Here is a 17,747-nt window from a genome sequence, read left to right as displayed (position 1 = left end):
CCGAATGATACTGAATAGATTCCGCCCTTTCTGAATGACATTAGTTGCCGTAGGTATAAACCACAAAACCGCTCCCGTTGAACTGCGTGAGAAAGTAGCCTTTCCAGCAGAGTCTATGGTCGAAGCGTTGGCGTCCTTGCGTCAGGCGGTTAGTGCCGACGAAAGTGTGATTGTCTCTACCTGCAATCGTACCGAAATCTATGTTTCGGTTGAAGAGTTTCAATCCATGGCGTTGGTAAGTTGGATGGCGAAATATCATGGTATCGATCCTGCTTCACTGCAGCACAATATCTATACTTTTGAAGATCAGCATGCGGTGAATCATATCATGCGAGTGGCAAGTGGTTTAGATTCCCTTGTGCTGGGTGAGCCTCAAATTCTTGGCCAAGTTAAACAAGCCTACACCAGTGCAAAACACTCGGGCGCGATTAACACGCAATTTGAGCGTTTGTTCCAAAATACCTTCTCAGTAGCTAAGAAAGTGCGAAGTGAAACTGAAATTGGTGCCAATGCGGTGTCGGTTGCGTTTGCCTCGGTGCAACTGGCTAAGCAAATATTTTCTTCATTAGAAAAAACCCGAGTACTGCTCATTGGTGCCGGTGAAACTATCGAGCTGGTGGCCAAGCATTTACGTGACAGTGGAGTCAAAGGGCTAACCGTCGCGAATCGCACGTTATCTCGTGCGCAGGAGCTAGCCGAGCAAATTGATGCCAAGGTGATCACGCTGGCGCAAATTCCTAGCGTGTTACCAGAGTCAGATATTGTGATCAGTTCTACCGCTAGCACCTTGCCAATTATTGGCAAAGGCATGGTCGAAAGTGCGCTTAAAAATCGCAAACATAAGCCTATCTTTTTTGTCGATTTAGCCGTTCCTAGAGATATAGAAAACGAGGTCGGCGAGCTCGATGATGCCTACTTGTACAGTGTCGATGACTTGCAGCATATCGTTGAGCAAAACATGGCTAGTCGCCAAAATGCGGCAAAACAAGCAGAACAGATCATTGCCCATAGCACCAATGACTATATGAATTGGAAGAAGTCGTTGCAGTCGATTGATTCGTTAAAAACGTTTCGTCGACAGAATCACCAAGTGAAGCAAAAACTTCAGCAACGGGCAATTAGCCAATTAGCAGAAGGCAAAGATCCACAAGAAGTCGTGATAGAATTATCCAATAAACTGACCAATGCGCTGTTGCATGCGCCGACTAAAGCATTAAGTCGAGCTGCTGCAGAGCAAGACAAACATAGATTATCCGTGATCATCGATACCTTGGGTCTCGATTTAGATCAGGATGAAGACAAAGAATAACACCACAGGAAAACCATGAAAGCTTCAGTTGTCAGCAAATTAGAGTCCCTTATTGAACGCTTTGAAGAAGTTCAAGCGCTTCTGAGCAATGCCGAGGTCATCGCTGATCAGGAAAAATTCCGCGCATTGTCGCGAGAATATTCTCAGTTAGAGAATGTTGTGGCTGCATTTAAAGAACATCAACAAGCGCAACAAGATCTTGATTCGGCGCAGGAGATGATGCAGGAAGACGACGCTGAGATGCGTGAAATGGCCCAAGAAGAATACAAACAAGCCAAAGCGGACATTGAACGCCTTGAAAACGATCTGCAAATTTTGCTATTGCCAAAAGATCCTAACGACAACAGTAACTGCTTTTTAGAAATTCGCGCTGGGGCAGGTGGGGACGAGGCCGCTATCTTTGCTGGCGATCTATTTAGAATGTACAGTCGCTTTGCTGAAACCCAAGGTTGGAAATTAGAAGTCGTGAATGCCAGTGAAGGTGAACATGGTGGTTATAAAGAAATTGTCGCCAATATCATTGGTGAGGGTGCATATGGCGTGATGAAGTTTGAATCTGGCGGTCACCGCGTTCAACGGGTACCGGAAACTGAATCCCAAGGTCGAATTCACACTTCCGCTTGTACAGTGGCCGTACTCGCTGAGATCCCAGAATCTGAAGCTATTGCCATTAATCCTGCTGACCTGCGAGTGGATACTTACAGAGCATCAGGTGCGGGTGGTCAGCACGTTAACAAAACGGATTCCGCCATTCGTTTAACTCACATCCCAACCGGAGTGGTCGTGGAATGTCAGGACGAACGCTCTCAGCACAAGAACCGCGCCAAAGCCATGTCGGTGCTGCAGTCTCGATTAAATCAAATCGAAGAGGAAAAGCGTACTGCCGAAGAAGCTTCTACTCGGCGTCTTTTGGTGGGCAGCGGTGATCGCTCAGAACGCATTCGAACCTATAACTTTCCTCAAGGCAGGGTAACTGACCATCGCATTAATTTGACCTTGTACAAACTTGATGACGTGATTGCGGGTGACGTTAATGCCTTATTAGAACCGATTCGCCAAGAGCATCAGGCGGATCTGTTGGCATCATTATCTGACGATCACTAACTACATTGTTAAATTTACAATCTTCTATCGCCCAATTACTCAATTGGGCTTATCAACAACTCGATGGGGGTGAAAGCCCTAAGTTGGACGCCCGTGTCTTATTGAGTCATTGTTTGCAGAAAAACACCACCTATTTGCTCACTTGGCCTGAAAAAATACCGTCACCAGAGCAAGTAAATCAGTTTCAACAATTGGTACTGCAACGTCAAACGGGTCGTCCAGTGGCGTATTTGATTGGCTATCGAGACTTTTGGACACTGCAACTAGAAGTATCTGAAAATACGCTGATCCCAAGACCAGAAACCGAGCTTATGATAGAGCTCGCGTTGCAATTGCCACTGCCTGAGCAAGCGAAGGTGCTTGATCTTGGCACTGGCACTGGCGCTATCGCCCTGTCATTGGCTAAAGAAAACCCCGCATGGTCAGTCACTGCCGTTGATGTTGTTGATGAAGCTGTTGATTTGGCTAAACGTAATGCAAAGAGCAATGGCATTGCGGACGTAGAATTTTTCCAAAGTGACTGGTTTACCCAGTTAGGCAGCACAAAATTCGATCTCATTGTCAGCAATCCTCCTTACGTTGAAGCGAACAGCGAGTATCTTGATGAAGGTGATGTTAGATTTGAGCCAAAATCGGCACTGACCTCCGGAGTCGATGGCATGGATGACATTAAGCACATTGTAGCCACCGCGCCAACGTATTTAAACAAGGGCGGATGGCTAATGATCGAACATGGATTTCAGCAATCCGAATTAGTCGCGGAAACCTTTCGGCATCATCATTTTTCAGATATCCTTCATCATCAGGATCTTAACGGTGCTCTTAGGATCACTCAGGCAAAATCGTCAAAATAACCTTAGGTCCAGTTCAACCTTCTGACTACAAACGAGTTTTTTAAGTGGTGAATTTAAAATCTTAGTGGTAGATTGGTCCGATATTATGACGAGGGGTAGCCGCATGTCTGACACGTTTCTTTTTGCCGAAGATACGGATGAACCTGAATGTGAACAAAAAGGTACGTGGAAAGTTCTTATTGTTGATGATGAACCTGAGGTTCATTCGGTCACGCGACTTGCATTAAGCGACTTCTCGTTTCAAGGTAAAGGCCTCTCTTTTATCAGCGCCCACAGCGGTGAAGAAGCAAAAAAGCTGTTTCATCAACATAACGACATCGCGATTGTCCTGCTCGATGTTGTGATGGAAACCGATGAAGCAGGTTTAGAAGTGGCGCAATATGTGCGTGATGATCTATGTAATTATTTTACTCGCATTATTTTGCGAACGGGCCAGCCAGGTCAAGCGCCGGAACGTGACGTTATCGTCAACTATGATATCAACGATTATAAATCTAAAACTGAACTCACCGCACAAAAGTTATTTACGGTAGTGATTGCTTCACTACGCTCCTATCGAGATATCACTGTCATTGAAGAAAACCGAAAAGGCCTAGAGAAAATCATTTCGGCGTCTGCAGACTTGTTTACGATCCGTTCACTTGAAAATTTTATTGAAGGGATTATCCAACAATTATCATCACTGTTAGGTGGTACACAAGATGCGGCCTACATAACCAGCGCCGTTGCAGCACCAAGGCCCTTTGATACCTCTGAGCCAGACGAGTTTTACGTATTCACGGGTAAAGGCGAGTACCAAGGTCGAGAAGGCGCCTTGTTACAAGATGTCGTAAAAGGCGACGAGCTCAAAGCATGTCAAAAAGCATTAGCTGAAAAATCGATGATTTATGGTGAAGAATATGTTGTCGCTTATTGCCAAAGCAAAAACGCCTATGGCTCGATACTTTATCTGTCAGGCATGCCGCGTAAACTCAACTCGTTAGATAAAAAGTTGTTAAAGATTTTCAGTCAAAACGTACAGATTGCGTTTGATAATGTGCTCTTAACCAAAGAAATCGAAGATACTCAACGCGAGATCATTGAACGCCTTGGCCAAGCAATGGAAAAAAGCTTTAGCGTAGGTAAACACATCGAACGCATGATTGAAACCTGTGAGATTTTAGCTAAAGCATATGGACTCAGTGAAGCGGAAGTAGAAATGTTGACCCTCGCGGTACCATTGCACGATGTGGGCAAGCTTAAAGTCCCTACAAACATTATTCGTAAACCCGGACCCTTGTCAGAGCAAGAGCGAGAAGTCGCCAAAACGCACGCCGAAGTGGGTTACGAACTGCTTAAAGGTTCACGACGTCTGATCATACAAAATGCAGCAATGATAGCCCGTGATCATCACGAGCATTGGGACGGCAATGGTTATCCTCGAGGACTTAAAGGTGGTCGAATTCATATCTTTAGTCGTATCACTGCTATTGCAGATGTGTATGACGCGTTGCGCAGCAAATTATTTCATAAAGAAGCCTGGCCGCTAGAAAAAGTGCTTGAGGTGTTTAAACAACAACGAGGTAAGCAATTTGATCCCAAATTGGTTGATCTATTGTTAGAAAACATCAACAAGATTGAAGCCGTGCAACAGAAGTTTCCTGATCCAATTGATATCCGCTTATTGTGACCAAAACCACTCGCAGCTGATTTAGGCTTAGTCTGCTAAATTTGCTGCATATTAACAAAATTTAGTGTTGCATCAGCAGCTTAACATATAACGCTAAAATGCTTCTCGATTTGGTGCCTGTGCTAGGCTACAGTAGCGCCCAATGACTCGGTCGCTAGCTGGTATTTGCCGCTTAGATGACCATTCCAATGTGCCGTCAAAATAACAATAACAGGGACATCCGATGTACATTTTTACTAAACACCTTCATATGACCGCGGTCGTGTTGACCATTTTATTTTTCATCGTACGCTTTTTCTGGCTAATGCGTGGATCAGACATGTTGATGAAAAAGTGGGTGAAAATTTCCCCTCATATCATCGATACTATTTTGTTAGCTTCTGCCGTCGCATTGTGTTTCTTGGTGCCATGGAATCCACTGCAGCACCCTTGGTTGTGGCAAAAAATTCTCTTAGTCGTGATTTATATTTTGATGGGGTTCTATGTTCTCAAAAGAGCAAACTCCACCGCGGCACGCTGGACCGGTTTTGCCGTTGGCATGGTTTGCTTGGCATTAGCCGGGAAAATGGCCGTGACTAAGCAGGCGTTGTTTTTGCTATAAATAGCTAATTGAGTGAATTGAAATGTTAAGCTTTAGGTATCCTGTTCCGATAACAGAGAATAACATCAAACTTCTCGAGGCGAATGTGACCGCGCTACATCAGGCTATTGTAGATCAGAACACGTTATTGGCAGGTTTGCTGGTCACTAGGCAGTTCACCACTGCCACGGACGTATCATCTTACCTAGATATGATTGACAGTTTGGCCGAAGACGTTAAAGCGTCAATGGACATGCAATTAGATGAGTCACTGCGATTCAAACAGTTCAGTCGGTTCTTTTATACACAACTTGCATTTAGCAGTAACGAGAATGACTTTTTCGATTCCAAATACTGTTTGCTCGACAAGGTGATTGATTATCGAACCGGGATACCTGTCACCTTGGCCATCGTGTTTAGCGCTATTGCACAGCGTTTAGGATTTGATGTTACCGGGGTCAATTTTCCAGGGCACTTTTTGATCCGTTATTGTAATGCAGATAAACGCACCATTTTCATTGATCCATTGACAGGAAAAATATTGGACTGGCAAGAACTAGAGCGTTTGTATCTGAGTATTGTCGGTGATTCGGACGACGATGAGATGCCAGCGGGTGTGCTAGATTGTGCTTCCACCGAAGAAATAGTTGTGCGCATGCTACACAATTTAAAAGCGTCCTTTATTCGTGAAGAGAAATATCAAAATGCCCTAAGAGCCGTTGATTTGTTGATAGGTTTGTCACCAAACGATCCTTATGAGCGCCGCGACCGAGGTTTTTTACTGCACCAATTAGAATGTCCTCAAGTGGCTAAAGCAGACTATCAGTTTTTTATTGAACACTGTCCACAAGACCCATCCGCGCAATTACTAAAGTTGCAAATGCGTCATTGGGATAGCATGAGTCGAGTCATCCTTCACTAATTTAGCGTTAATTTCTGTTTCAACTATACAGCCATTTGCCATAATCATTAAACGTCTTCATGTGGCTGACTTTTTTTGGCGATCATAACTATTTGAAATTAAATACGGTTTGCTATTTAATCGTCATCAATTATCTCGAGATCAGGTTATTTTAATATGAAAAATCAGCAAGAAATTACCATCGGTGACATCACTGTTGCCAATCACAACCCCTTTGTGCTGTTTGGTGGCATGAACGTACTTGAGTCTCGTGATCTTGCCATGCGCATCGCGGAACACTACAAAGAAGTAACTACGCGCCTTGACATCCCTTTTGTGTTTAAAGCCTCATTCGATAAAGCTAATCGCTCATCGGTTAATTCGTATCGCGGCCCGGGTATGGAAGAAGGGTTAAAGATTTTTGCCGAGATTAAGCAGCAGTTTGATGTGCCATTGATTACCGATGTGCATGAAACCTTTCAAGCACAACCGGTTGCTGACGTTGTTGATGTGATCCAATTGCCCGCATTTTTGGCTCGTCAAACGGATTTAGTCGTCGCGATGGCAAAAACGGGCGCCGTTATCAATGTCAAAAAGCCACAATTCTTAGCGGCTCATGAAATGCGCCATATCATCGCCAAATTTATGGAAGCGGGCAATGACAAGATTATCTTGTGTGAACGTGGCAGCAGTTTCGGTTATAACAATTTGGTTGTCGATATGTTGGGCATGGATGAAATGAAATCCTATGCCCCTGTTATTTTTGATGCAACACATGCATTGCAAAAACCTGGTGGTCGATCTGACTCCGCAGATGGTCGTCGCGCCCAAGCAGCTCAACTTGCTCGTAGTGGCATGGCGCTTGGATTAGCCGGTTTGTTCATTGAGGCTCATCCAGATCCCAATCAGGCTAAATGCGATGGTCCCTGTGCACTCAAATTAGATAAGCTTGAGCCCTATTTAGCGCAAATGAAAGCACTTGATCAATTGATTAAGAGTCTTCCTGCACTGGATACCAGCGCTAATTAAGCTGAGCTTGAGATAACGCGAGCCAGTTCACACATATAAAGGCTGATGCTGATTATGTCTGACCATCGCGGTATCACTCAAACTAGGTGAGAAGCTAGTCTGCGATGATTAACGCTGGGCTATTCTCACCTTTATCAAGTTGAACTTGATGATCTTCAGAATGCGTGGCAGTAAAGATATCTGCTAACAGTACGTCACTATCGACGAAACGGGTTTCGTTCGTAATGTCAGCAAGATTCTCAAGCAATCCCTGTTGAATGTTTGCTGAAATCACCGTTAGGTCGATTGGGTTATCGTTGGCATACACTGCAGTATTGTTGGTTAACAGCAATACTAAACCCAATGCTATTGTAGTTTTCATAATTTCCTCTTAGTTTAATTAATATAAAATATTCAATTCTTTGATGGTTGATTAACAACCAGTGAGTAATTAACAATTTGTTTTAAAAGAATAAATATTTCACTTCGAGTATAGTAACGGCTTGTGCTAGAACCGTAAAATGACATTAAATATATACTGTCATTAGAAAAGCTAATGATTGTGTTGGGGTTTTACGTTATGCTTCGAATCAATACTAAGATAATCAGGGACTAATGCGTGAATCGCCGACTGCCACCACTAAATGCTCTGCGCGCCTTTGAAGTCGCTGCTCGTCATTTAAGTTTTACCAAGGCGGCAGATGAGCTGTTCGTGACTCAAGCTGCGGTGAGTCATCAGATAAAAAGTTTAGAAGACTTTTTATCAATTAAATTATTTTTACGTAAGAATCGTACTTTATTGCTCACGGAACAAGGACAAGGCTATTACCTTGAATTAAAAGCATTGTTCGAGTCTTTGCATTTAGCAACTGAAAAACTGTTGGCCACTGGCGATAAAGGAGCCATTACTGTGGCTGTTCCGCCGAGTTTTGCAATTCAGTGGTTGGTGCCTCGTATCCACCAGTTCAGCCAAAATCACCCAGATATTGATGTGCGTATCAAAGCCGTTGATTTCGATGATGGATTCTTAGAAGAAGATGTTGACGTTGCTGTGTATTATGGCAGAGGTAAATGGTCTGGCTTGATCGCAGATAAATTACATACCGAGTACCTTACGCCTGTTTGTTCTCCCATGTTATTTGACGGTAGCAAGCCACTGGATAATTTAACTGATCTAAAACACCATCGCCTACTGCACGATTCCACCCGAGAGAGTTGGAAAACCTGGATCCGTAATTTTCATGTGCCAGGCGTGAACGTGGAACAAGGGCCGATATTTAGTCACACCATGATGGTGCTACAAGCGGCAGCTTTAGGGCAGGGGATAGCATTGGCAAATAGTGTGTTGGCTAGACCGGAATTACTCTCGGGCAGATTAGTCTGCCCATTTGAAGAACGGCTCATCAGTAAAAGTAGTTATTATTTGGTTTGCCATCAATCTCAAGCTGAATTAGGTAAAATTGCTACCTTCAGACATTGGTTGTTGGAACAAGTTAGAGGGGATCTCGATGAAGACGATCATTGATTGTCCGGACTCTCCATTTGCGCAGCTGATATTAGCCCATGGCGCAGGGGCCGATAAACACAGCGAGTTTATGAACACCATGGCGTCACTGTTGTGTAAAAGGGGCGTTAAGGTCATTCGTTTCGATTTTCCATACATGTTGGCAGCAAGAGAAAAGCAAAAGCGCCAACCGCCTAATAGAATGCCTATCTTAATTGATGACTTTATAGATAGGGTGAATGACGCCGATACATCCTTACCTTTGTTCGTTGGGGGGAAATCAATGGGCGGCAGAGTTGCGACTATGCTGCCGCTAGAAAAGCAAGGCAAAGGAGTGATCTGTTTAGGCTATCCATTTCACCCGCCACGCAAACCTGAAAAACACCGAACCGAGCATCTGTTAGTCTCAGAAATTGCTACACTTATAGTGCAGGGGGAGCGGGATACTTTCGGAAATAGAGAGCGCATTGCGCAATATGCCCTTTCCAATGCTATTGAAGTTAAATTTTTAATCGCTGCCGACCACAGTTTTGTGCCACTGAAATCAAGCGGCTTAACATTGGAACAGCATATGGATGCTGCGGCTAACCACATAGTTGAATTTATGCAAGGACAGTTATGAAGTTTTTATTGAGCTTCACGGCGGTAAGCGGCAGTTTATCGGTTATTCTCGGTGCCTTTGGTGCTCATGCGTTGAAAGATACGCTTAGCGCAGAATCGTTAGGCTATTTTCATACAGCGGTCGAGTATCAGCTGATCCACACTGTGGCCATTTTGGTCTTTGTCGCCTTTTATCGTTCTTGGCGAAACGAATGGTTAATTTGGGGCGCGCGCTCAATGGCCGCCGGCATCGTCTTTTTCAGCGGTAGCTTGTATGTGCTTGCGCTAACGACACTCAAGTGGGTTGGTCCTATCACCCCGCTAGGAGGGCTGTTCTTTATTGCCGGTTGGATTTGTTTGCTAGTGGCTGCATATGAATATGAACACTAGTGCATTACTGCTGTATTGCAGAGCAGGATTTGAAGCCGATTTAGGTACAGAGATTGTGCAAAAAGCGGCGGATTTGGGCATATACGGTTATCCAAGCTTCAGTAAACAGTCGGGGTTTGTGCTGTTTAACTGTCATCAAGTCGACGATGCTCCGCGACTTGTTAAGTCTATTCCGCTGACAGACTTAGTGTTTGCTAGGCAAATGCTGGTGTGTGGTGCGCCTATCGAGTTTGAAAACCTTGAAGATAGAATCGGCACTATTTTAGCGGAGTTAGACGATGCCCCCCTATTTGGCGATGTCTGTGTTGAGCATCCTGATACGACAGAGGGAAGAGCGTTGTCTAAGTTGTGTCGCAAAATCACCGTTCCTTTGCGTCAGGCTTTAAGAAAGTCCAAACAGCTGACTAGCAAAGAAAACCTTAAAAAGCCGAGTTTACACGTGTTTTTTTCCAGCGGCAGTAACGCCATCATTGGTTACTCTGATCCGTCTAATCGTAGCCCGCACCCCCTTGGTATACTGCGGCTTAAGTTTCCGAGCGATGCGCCCAGTCGCTCTACCTTAAAGCTTGATGAGGCGATTCAATTATTCATCCCGCAAAATGAAATGTCACAAAGGCTAGCACCTAGTATGCAGGCGGTTGACCTGGGCTCGTGTCCCGGAGGTTGGACTTATCAGTTGGTTAAACGCGGCCTATTTGTGCATGCTGTGGATAATGGCGCCATGGATGCAGCGTTAATGGAAACTGGGCAGGTCACCTATTATGCTGAGGATGGATTCAAATTTACGCCGCGTAAAAAGCAAGTGACATGGTTGGTTTGCGATATGATCGAACAGCCCCAACGAGTGGCGCAATTAATGGCCAATTGGTTAGCCAAAGGGTGGTGTAAAGAAACGATTTTTAATCTTAAATTACCAATGAAGCAGCGGTTTGAGTCGGTTCAACAGGCCAAGCAAATTGTTGATAAGACGTTGCAGCAACATCAAATGCGATATCAATGGCAAGCCAAACACCTTTACCATGATCGAGAAGAAGTGACTGTGCACATCCGCATTCTCAACTAATGGGCAATGACCAACGATAAAATCCAATTGATACTATGGCTCTTGAAACCAGTTATCTCATCGGACAATTTTTTTAGTTGCTTTTTTTAACTGCTGCCAGTCAGACTTCACTTTCGTAATCAATGCTGCGCGTTGTTCAGGCTTCAAATTCTGATAATGATATTGAATAAATTGCGACGTTATTCGCGCAAAGGGTTTATTGATTGAAGGGGGCGCTTTGACACTGACAGTTTGGGCAAACTCCTGCGGCCCTTGATGGCGCAGGCGCTGGATATTTAATTTCTGCAATAACACCTCAGCCCGTAGATAATACTGAGTCATCATATCGGTCTGATAACCGCGTAAAGCTCGCCAGAAGAAAGTGAGTAGCAAGAGCGCAATGATCCCCATCACACTGAGTCCAAATAATGCTAAGCGTTGTGGGGTCAACTTTCCGATTAACGATTTTATCAGATCTTGTTGGGTTTGTTTGTCGAATCCGATGATCCACTTGGTCCAAAGAAAATCGAGATCGGCAAGCATGAAGCGAAGTTCCGTTAGCCAGGCAACACCGTTAAATCGGTTGAGCAAAAAGGGCGAATCAATTAGCTCACTAGCATCAGCAATCGCTGCCCGTAATCCGTAGATAACACGGTCGGGGGCGACCACAGCCGTTGGGTCGTAACGTTGCCAACCGAGTTCCGAGTGCCAAGCTTCTACCCACGCATGGGCGTCATATTGATAGACACTGAGATACGCATTTTCACGCATCTCACCGCCTTGATAACCGGTTACCATCCTTGCGGGGATTCCACCTAATCTCAATGCATAAGCCATCGCGCTGGCATAGTGGGAGCAAAAACCGGACTGTTGATCAAATAGAAATTGATCGACCGGTTGATCCTGCATGAGCGGTGGCGTTAAGGTGTATTCGAAAGGTTGGTTTTTAAAATTAGCTAATACTGCCTGAATAAAAGCTGAATCATTTGGGTTGGCTTTTCGTAGTTCACGCACCCAACTTTGGGTTCTTGGATTTCCTTGGCTTGGTAATTGCTGGTTAATACGATTATCCACGCTAAACAAGGATTGATTCAACGGCGTGTTTAAATAGGATTTGACGCTGTATTGAAAATTGCTCATCAACGGAGAACGGCTGATGAGTTGATAGTCATGTCCTTGCCATATTTTTTTTGCTGTTGCCGGATCATTGGCGACTGCCACATCAATGGCATACAGCCACCGTTGATGCGTGGGTTCAGCAATGACGTTATAACTTAAATAGGGACCAACAACAGAAGGTGTGAAAGCTTTGTTAGATTGTTGATATTGTCTTCGCACTGATTTGCGCAGTGGTGACACTCGCCACGTTTTGCCATCAAAATCTTCCAATACCATCGCCCGCCAATAGCGTTCCTGATTTGTTGGAATACGACCATCAAAGGTAACGCGAAACGCCAGTTCCGAGCTTTGAGAAAGACTGGCGATATCGCCAGGTGTGACTTGTTCTGCTAATCCTGTTTTATGGGACTTAGATGAAGGCATTTGCCACAGCGGCCCAACTTGCGGCATGACGATAAACAACAGCCCGCATATTGGTGCAGCTTGTGCACTCATCAGTGCAATATGCTTGCTGTTAGTTTGGATTGAACGAGCTGGGCTATTTTGACATGCTAAAGACAACATCAACAGCATGGTTAAGGCAAGATAAAAAACACTAAAACCAATCCCTTGTTGGAAGATAAAGCCGCAGCCAATTAAAAAGCCGCAACTAGTCACGAGTTGGTAATAGTCTTTGTTTGAGCGTAATAGCATGAGTTTCAACGCACAGGCCAATACTAATAGGTTTAGCATGCCCAGCAACACACCGAGTTGAAAGCTAAAATAGGCTAATACGATTGCGCTGAGTAGCGCTAACAAGTTTAAAGTGCGAACCGATGGAGCATGCTTTTGTAATTGCAGATACAGTGCAAGCCGCATTATCACCGCACAGACAACTAAAATAATGATCCAACTCATCACCGGCTCTAGCAAACTGAGACTGACACATAAAAAAGTCGCGGTTAGCACCAAGTGTCCGTGATTTTTTGCCACCCTAAACATTTAGTTTGAACTCTGCATTGGAGCGCGATATTGCGCGAGTGCGGACAGACATCTATGTTGGTGTTCAATGCCACTGTCTAGGGCTATCTTTTGTGAGCCTAAATCCAGTCCAAACGCTTGGTTAGTGCGAGTGAGCTCAATGACCTGATAGCAAAGTTGTGACAGTTTTATTTCTATGTCATTGGCGGGGACGCTAGCTAAGGTTAACCAGCCAGATGAACCGCTTTGATTGCTAAACTGTTTGGAAATCATGCCTTGTCCTTTTGCCACCTGCTTCCATGCCACATGATGAAGTGGCTCACCTTGTTTATAAGGTGCTAGACTATCGAAGTCATCGTGTCCACGCTGAACGTGTTGAGAGGTGTTTGGCTGGTTATCATCGTTAAGCTGTGACTGCAAAGTAACGCTACAGATGAGGGGAGTTGGATAGATCAATATGTCAGAGCTAAATTGCAGGTGCGTCCAGCAACGAAACAAACCCAGCGGATAGGTGCTACTAAAGGTCACTCTTGAAAGCGTTAACGGTCCCCTTTTTTCACACAGTAATGCCAGATAGATAGGATTGCTATAGTCGTCTAAGTCAGCCGTAACACTGTCTTTGTGTTGCCAAAAATGCAAACTGATCAAGCCGTGTGCAGGCTCTTTTGTGTGATTTATCCAGATCGGAAGTTGGATGGTATCCTTGGCAAAGCAATTCTGCACTTTTCCTAGCTGAATATCCAATTTGGCAAAGTTTAAATAGGCGACGAATAAATTTAATAAAAATAGCGAAATTAAGAAGTAACACAAAATCGTCATCAGGTTATTTTGGTAATTACTGCCTAAAAGAAAGAGTCCTATACACAAAATCAAATACAACCCACCAAATCGAGATGGGAAGATAAATATATTTTTATAGCCCAAGGTAAAATGACGGGCTGCTGGGATACGTTTATCCAACCAGGTGGACAGGCGTCGTTGCCAAATTTTCATGTTAAGCGGCCAGAGGGTCGATCGCTTCTAATAATCGCGTACTCAAGCTTGTTTGACCATTAAAGTCGGCCATCGATGAACGCATTCTATGTTCGGCTACAGCAGGTAATATTGCTTGAATGTCTTCAGGTACCACATAGTCACGACCATGCACTAAGGCCCAAGCTTTTGACGCTTTGGCCAATGCCTTGCTCGCACGTGGCGATAATGGATTTGGGAACCCTTCTTGTTCACGGCTATGGGTCACCAATTTAAGAATATAATCAAGAATGTTATCGGAGGCATGTACATCGGCGACTTGAGTTTGCAGCTTGTTAAATTCAGATAACGACATCACAGGTTCAATAGCCTTTGATTGACCTTTGTCAGCATGCAACAACATCTGTTTTTCTGCTTGCCAATCCGGATAGCCTAATTGAACACGCATTAAAAACCGGTCTAGTTGAGATTCAGGTAACGGGTAGGTACCTGATTGATGCATTGGATTTTGGGTGCCAATGACGAAAAAAGGTGAGGGCAAGGGTCGTGTTTCACCGTCAAGACTCACTTGCTTTTCTTCCATCGCTTCTAGCAATGCACTTTGGGTTTTGGGGCTAGCGCGGTTGATTTCATCGGCTAATACCAATTGGCTAAAAATAGGGCCTGGGTGAAATTGAAAAGACTGTTTAACCGTATCATAGATATTCAGACCTAACATATCAGCGGGCAACAGATCAGAGGTAAATTGTATTCGTGAAAAATTCAATCCTAAGGATTCTGCGAGGGCGTGCGATAGTGTGGTCTTACCCATGCCAGGTAAGTCTTCTATCAAAAGATGGCCATCGGCGATCAAACAGGTTAACGCCAATTTAATTTGTTGATTTTTGCCAATGACTTTACCAGCGATTTGATTAATTACTTGTTGGATCTTTTGCTGCATAGTTCGTCAACCTTTGGTGAATAACTTAATCTTAGACCATCTGTGAAGGGCTGTAAGCTCAAGCAACAATACACAGGTATGTAAATTTACCCAAGCCATTCGTTTCATTGAAAAAACCAGTTTGTTATAGATAAGACAATTTTTTACTGAAAAAACTGCTCTGTTGGTTTTATAATGAGGTACCCAAAGAGCAGTTGAAAAAATGGAACAATGAAAACAATTACGGTCGATGATGAGCTCTACGCTTTTATTGCCTCTCAAACTAAGCATATTGGTGAGAGTGCCTCAGACATACTACGTCGGATCTTGATCGAAGAACTGGGCCTTAAGCGTGGGGGTAACACTCATGTGGACGTTACCAAACCTAAGCAAGTGACCAAAGCGGTTCGTGAGATCAACAAAATTAAAAAGCCCACTAACAAGTCAGAGATTGCCAAGGATGAGGGCAACGTCGTAGATGCGGGAACGTTGTTTAATCTACTTAAGCATGAAAAATATCAACAACCGATGAGCAAAGTAGAGCGATTTCTACTCATGCTGGGTGCTTTGCATCAAACGCATCCTACTCGTTTTGATGTGGTTTTAGAGATAAAAGGTAAGGGACGTTTGTACTTTGCCCAAGACAAAGATACATTACTTAAAAGCGGCAGCAGCACCAACCCTAAATCTATTCCTGGATCACCGTTTTGGGTAGTAACCAATAACAATACTGACAAAAAGTGCAGCATGCTGCTACAAACTGCAGAGTTGTTAGGATATTCAAAAAGTAACGTAGAGCGTTTGAGTAAGTTGTTTAACGCCTAGAACGCAAATATGACTAAACCTGAACTGATCGATAAGATGTGAAGCGCAATTAAATTTTACATAAAGATTTCAAATTGCTAATGAGAATAAGTAAAAGCGAATCTTCTGAAACACACATCAATGATGCTATTTTTGCGATTATCATGGCGAGTTTTCGTACCTAATAGCTGGCTTATTGTTAGAAAGCTCAACGCAGATAAGCGTAAAAAAGGCATTATTGAAAGACACTTATTGTCCTTCAGTTCAGGATACTTACAAAAGGGATCATCATGGCACTTCATCCACAAGCTGGTAAGCCAGCGTCAGTAGAACAACTTGTTAATGTGGCGCGTTTAATCAGCGCTTATTATACCAATCAACCTGATATCAATGATCCCGCACAAGCCGTCGCGTTTGGTACCTCCGGACACAGAGGGAGTGCCTTTTTATATAGTTTTACTGAGATCCACATTGCTGCTATTTGCCAAGCGTTAGCCGAATATCGTGTGGCCAATGGCACTAATGGCCCGATGTTTATCGGTATGGATACGCATGCTTTATCCGAGCCGGCATTTATTACCGCAGTTGAAGTGCTTAGCGCAAATGAGATAACCCTGTTTGTGCAACAAGGGCGCGGTTACACTCCAACGCCGGTGATTTCTCACGCTATCCTAAATTTCAACCGTGGTAAGTCATCGGGTTTAGCAGATGGTGTGGTGATCACGCCATCGCACAATCCGCCAGAAGACGGTGGTTTTAAATATAATCCGACTCATGGTGGTCCGGCTGATAGTGATGCCACCAACTGGATCCAAACGCGTGCTAACGAAATCATTCAGCAAGGCAGTGTGGCGGTTAAAAGAAGAGATTTTGATCAAGCGATGAAATCCCAATGGGTCAAAGAGATTGACCTTAGCGAGCAGTATATCAATGAGCTAGATCAAGTTGTTGATATGCAAAAAATCGCCGCTGCTGGACTGCGCCTAGGTACAGATCCTCTTGGCGGGGCAGGGCTAGGTTATTGGGACAAGATAGCGGATAAATACAATATAAATATTAAGGTTGTGAATAACCGTGTCGATCATCAGTTTGGCTTTATGCGTCGAGATAAGGACGGCAAAATCCGTATGGATTGCTCTTCACCGTATGCCATGGCTGGGCTGATTGATCTTAAAGACGACTTTGACGTCGCTTTTGGTAACGACCCTGATTTTGATCGTCATGGCATAGTGACTAAGAGCGCGGGCTTGATGAATCCTAATCACTATCTGGCTGTGGCAATTGATTACCTATATCAACACCGCAGCGATTGGGGAAAAGAGTTAAAAATCGGTAAAACCTTAGTATCCAGTAGCATAATCGACCGCGTGGCTAAATCAATGGGCCGTGAATTATGTGAAATGCCGGTTGGTTTTAAATGGTTTGTGCAAGGTATGTTACACGGAGACATCGGTTTTGCCGGTGAAGAAAGCGCCGGAGGCATTTTCTTGCGCAAGAATGGGCAGCCTTGGGCAACCGACAAAGATGGGATAATCTTATGTTTACTAGCGGCTGAAATCACTGCTGTTACAGGCAAAGATCCCGCAGAACATTACCAGCGCCTTACCCAGCAGTTTGGCTCACCCTGTTACAAACGCATAGATGTTGCAGCAAGCCATCAACAAAAACAGATCCTCAGTAAACTCGACGCTACTGATATCACATCAACACAGTTAGCGGGTGAAACTATCAACAATATTCAAACTCATGCACCTGGCAATAATGCCGCTATAGGCGGTGTTAAAGTGAGTACCGAAAATGGTTGGTTTGCTGCACGTCCCTCGGGTACCGAAAATGTATATAAAATATATGCTGAAAGCTTTAACGGTGAACAGCACTTAACAGAGCTATTAAATGAAGCGCAAACGTTAGTGGATGATGTGTTTAAACAGCGAAATGTTTAATAGTTGAAACCATGCTGTTAATTAAATGTTAAAAAAGGCCAAAAAATTTATGTGCATACGAATTCAGTG

General features: G+C 44.1%; 17 protein-coding genes. 13 read left to right on the top strand and 4 right to left on the bottom strand.

What is annotated here, in order from left to right; translation table 11 throughout:
• Positions 1-34: 34 nt before the first annotated feature.
• The 7 genes from hemA to kdsA all read left to right on the top strand — a co-directional run bounded on the left by hemA (position 35) and on the right by kdsA (position 7,446).
• A complete protein-coding gene (gene hemA / locus ABD036_RS13805) occupies positions 35-1,309 on the top strand; it encodes a glutamyl-tRNA reductase (RefSeq protein WP_343860878.1) in 1,275 nt (424 codons plus the stop codon).
• A 15-nt stretch (positions 1,310-1,324) separates the two neighbouring features.
• Positions 1,325-2,413 carry a peptide chain release factor 1 gene (gene prfA, locus ABD036_RS13800; protein WP_343860876.1) on the top strand — a complete coding sequence of 363 codons (1,089 nt, stop codon included), beginning with the start codon at positions 1,325-1,327 and terminating at the stop codon, positions 2,411-2,413.
• Positions 2,414-2,418: 5 nt separating this feature from the next.
• Complete coding sequence (gene prmC / locus ABD036_RS13795) at positions 2,419-3,267, top strand: peptide chain release factor N(5)-glutamine methyltransferase (RefSeq protein ID WP_343860874.1); 849 nt, start codon at positions 2,419-2,421, stop codon at positions 3,265-3,267.
• A gap of 103 nt (positions 3,268-3,370) precedes the next feature.
• Entirely contained in the window at positions 3,371-4,936 is a 1,566-nt protein-coding gene (locus ABD036_RS13790) for a DUF3369 domain-containing protein (protein WP_343860872.1), read from the top strand.
• 223 nt (positions 4,937-5,159) lie between these two features.
• Positions 5,160-5,537 (top strand): SirB2 family protein, encoded by a 378-nt coding sequence (locus tag ABD036_RS13785; RefSeq protein WP_343860870.1) that lies wholly within the window; start codon positions 5,160-5,162, stop codon positions 5,535-5,537.
• Positions 5,538-5,622: 85 nt separating this feature from the next.
• The gene (locus tag ABD036_RS13780) at positions 5,623-6,438 is read left to right on the top strand and encodes a SirB1 family protein (protein ID WP_343860868.1); all 816 of its coding nucleotides are present in this window, start codon (positions 5,623-5,625) and stop codon (positions 6,436-6,438) included.
• A 156-nt stretch (positions 6,439-6,594) separates the two neighbouring features.
• Positions 6,595-7,446, top strand: a complete 852-nt coding sequence (gene kdsA, locus ABD036_RS13775) for a 3-deoxy-8-phosphooctulonate synthase (RefSeq protein ID WP_343860866.1) — start codon at positions 6,595-6,597, stop codon at positions 7,444-7,446.
• Between the two features lie 94 nt (positions 7,447-7,540).
• On the opposite strand, the gene ABD036_RS13770 is transcribed toward kdsA, so the two are convergent.
• Positions 7,541-7,807, bottom strand: a complete 267-nt coding sequence (locus ABD036_RS13770; RefSeq protein WP_343860864.1) for a hypothetical protein — start codon at positions 7,805-7,807, stop codon at positions 7,541-7,543.
• 237 nt (positions 7,808-8,044) lie between these two features.
• On the opposite strand from ABD036_RS13770, the gene ABD036_RS13765 reads away from it, so the two are divergent.
• The 4 genes from ABD036_RS13765 to rlmM are packed head-to-tail and all read left to right on the top strand — an operon-like array spanning position 8,045 to position 10,982.
• Positions 8,045-8,950: a transcriptional regulator GcvA gene (locus ABD036_RS13765; RefSeq protein ID WP_343860862.1), complete on the top strand. Its 906-nt coding sequence runs from the start codon at positions 8,045-8,047 to the stop codon at positions 8,948-8,950.
• Entirely contained in the window at positions 8,934-9,551 is a 618-nt protein-coding gene (locus ABD036_RS13760; protein ID WP_343860860.1) for an alpha/beta family hydrolase, read from the top strand. The genes ABD036_RS13765 and ABD036_RS13760 overlap by 17 nt, the downstream gene beginning before the upstream one ends.
• The gene (locus tag ABD036_RS13755; protein ID WP_343860858.1) at positions 9,548-9,919 is read left to right on the top strand and encodes a DUF423 domain-containing protein; all 372 of its coding nucleotides are present in this window, start codon (positions 9,548-9,550) and stop codon (positions 9,917-9,919) included. Before ABD036_RS13760 ends, ABD036_RS13755 begins: the two co-directional genes overlap by 4 nt.
• A complete protein-coding gene (gene rlmM / locus ABD036_RS13750; RefSeq protein ID WP_343861067.1) occupies positions 9,909-10,982 on the top strand; it encodes a 23S rRNA (cytidine(2498)-2'-O)-methyltransferase RlmM in 1,074 nt (357 codons plus the stop codon). Before ABD036_RS13755 ends, rlmM begins: the two co-directional genes overlap by 11 nt.
• Positions 10,983-11,039: 57 nt before the next feature.
• On the opposite strand, the gene ABD036_RS13745 is transcribed toward rlmM, so the two are convergent.
• Genes ABD036_RS13745 through ABD036_RS13735 form a run of 3 tightly spaced genes read right to left on the bottom strand, consistent with a single transcriptional unit; the run spans position 11,040 to position 14,952 of the window.
• On the bottom strand, positions 11,040-13,028 hold the full coding sequence (locus ABD036_RS13745) for a transglutaminase TgpA family protein (RefSeq protein ID WP_343860856.1): 1,989 nt from the start codon (positions 13,026-13,028) through the stop codon (positions 11,040-11,042).
• A gap of 33 nt (positions 13,029-13,061) precedes the next feature.
• A complete protein-coding gene (locus tag ABD036_RS13740) occupies positions 13,062-14,033 on the bottom strand; it encodes a DUF58 domain-containing protein (RefSeq protein ID WP_343860854.1) in 972 nt (323 codons plus the stop codon).
• A gap of 1 nt (position 14,034) precedes the next feature.
• The gene (locus ABD036_RS13735; RefSeq protein WP_343860852.1) at positions 14,035-14,952 is read right to left on the bottom strand and encodes an AAA family ATPase; all 918 of its coding nucleotides are present in this window, start codon (positions 14,950-14,952) and stop codon (positions 14,035-14,037) included.
• Positions 14,953-15,162: 210 nt separating this feature from the next.
• On the opposite strand from ABD036_RS13735, the gene seqA reads away from it, so the two are divergent.
• Both seqA and pgm read left to right on the top strand, forming a co-directional pair.
• Positions 15,163-15,756: a replication initiation negative regulator SeqA gene (seqA, locus tag ABD036_RS13730; RefSeq protein ID WP_343860850.1), complete on the top strand. Its 594-nt coding sequence runs from the start codon at positions 15,163-15,165 to the stop codon at positions 15,754-15,756.
• Between the two features lie 269 nt (positions 15,757-16,025).
• Positions 16,026-17,678 carry a phosphoglucomutase (alpha-D-glucose-1,6-bisphosphate-dependent) gene (pgm, locus tag ABD036_RS13725; protein WP_343860848.1) on the top strand — a complete coding sequence of 551 codons (1,653 nt, stop codon included), beginning with the start codon at positions 16,026-16,028 and terminating at the stop codon, positions 17,676-17,678.
• Positions 17,679-17,747 lie beyond the last annotated feature (69 nt).

The sequence above is a fragment of the Aliiglaciecola litoralis genome, from assembly GCF_039523355.1.
GTDB classification, from domain to species: Bacteria; Pseudomonadota; Gammaproteobacteria; order Enterobacterales; family Alteromonadaceae; genus Aliiglaciecola; species Aliiglaciecola litoralis.
This window is presented reverse-complemented; position numbering and strand designations above follow the sequence as displayed.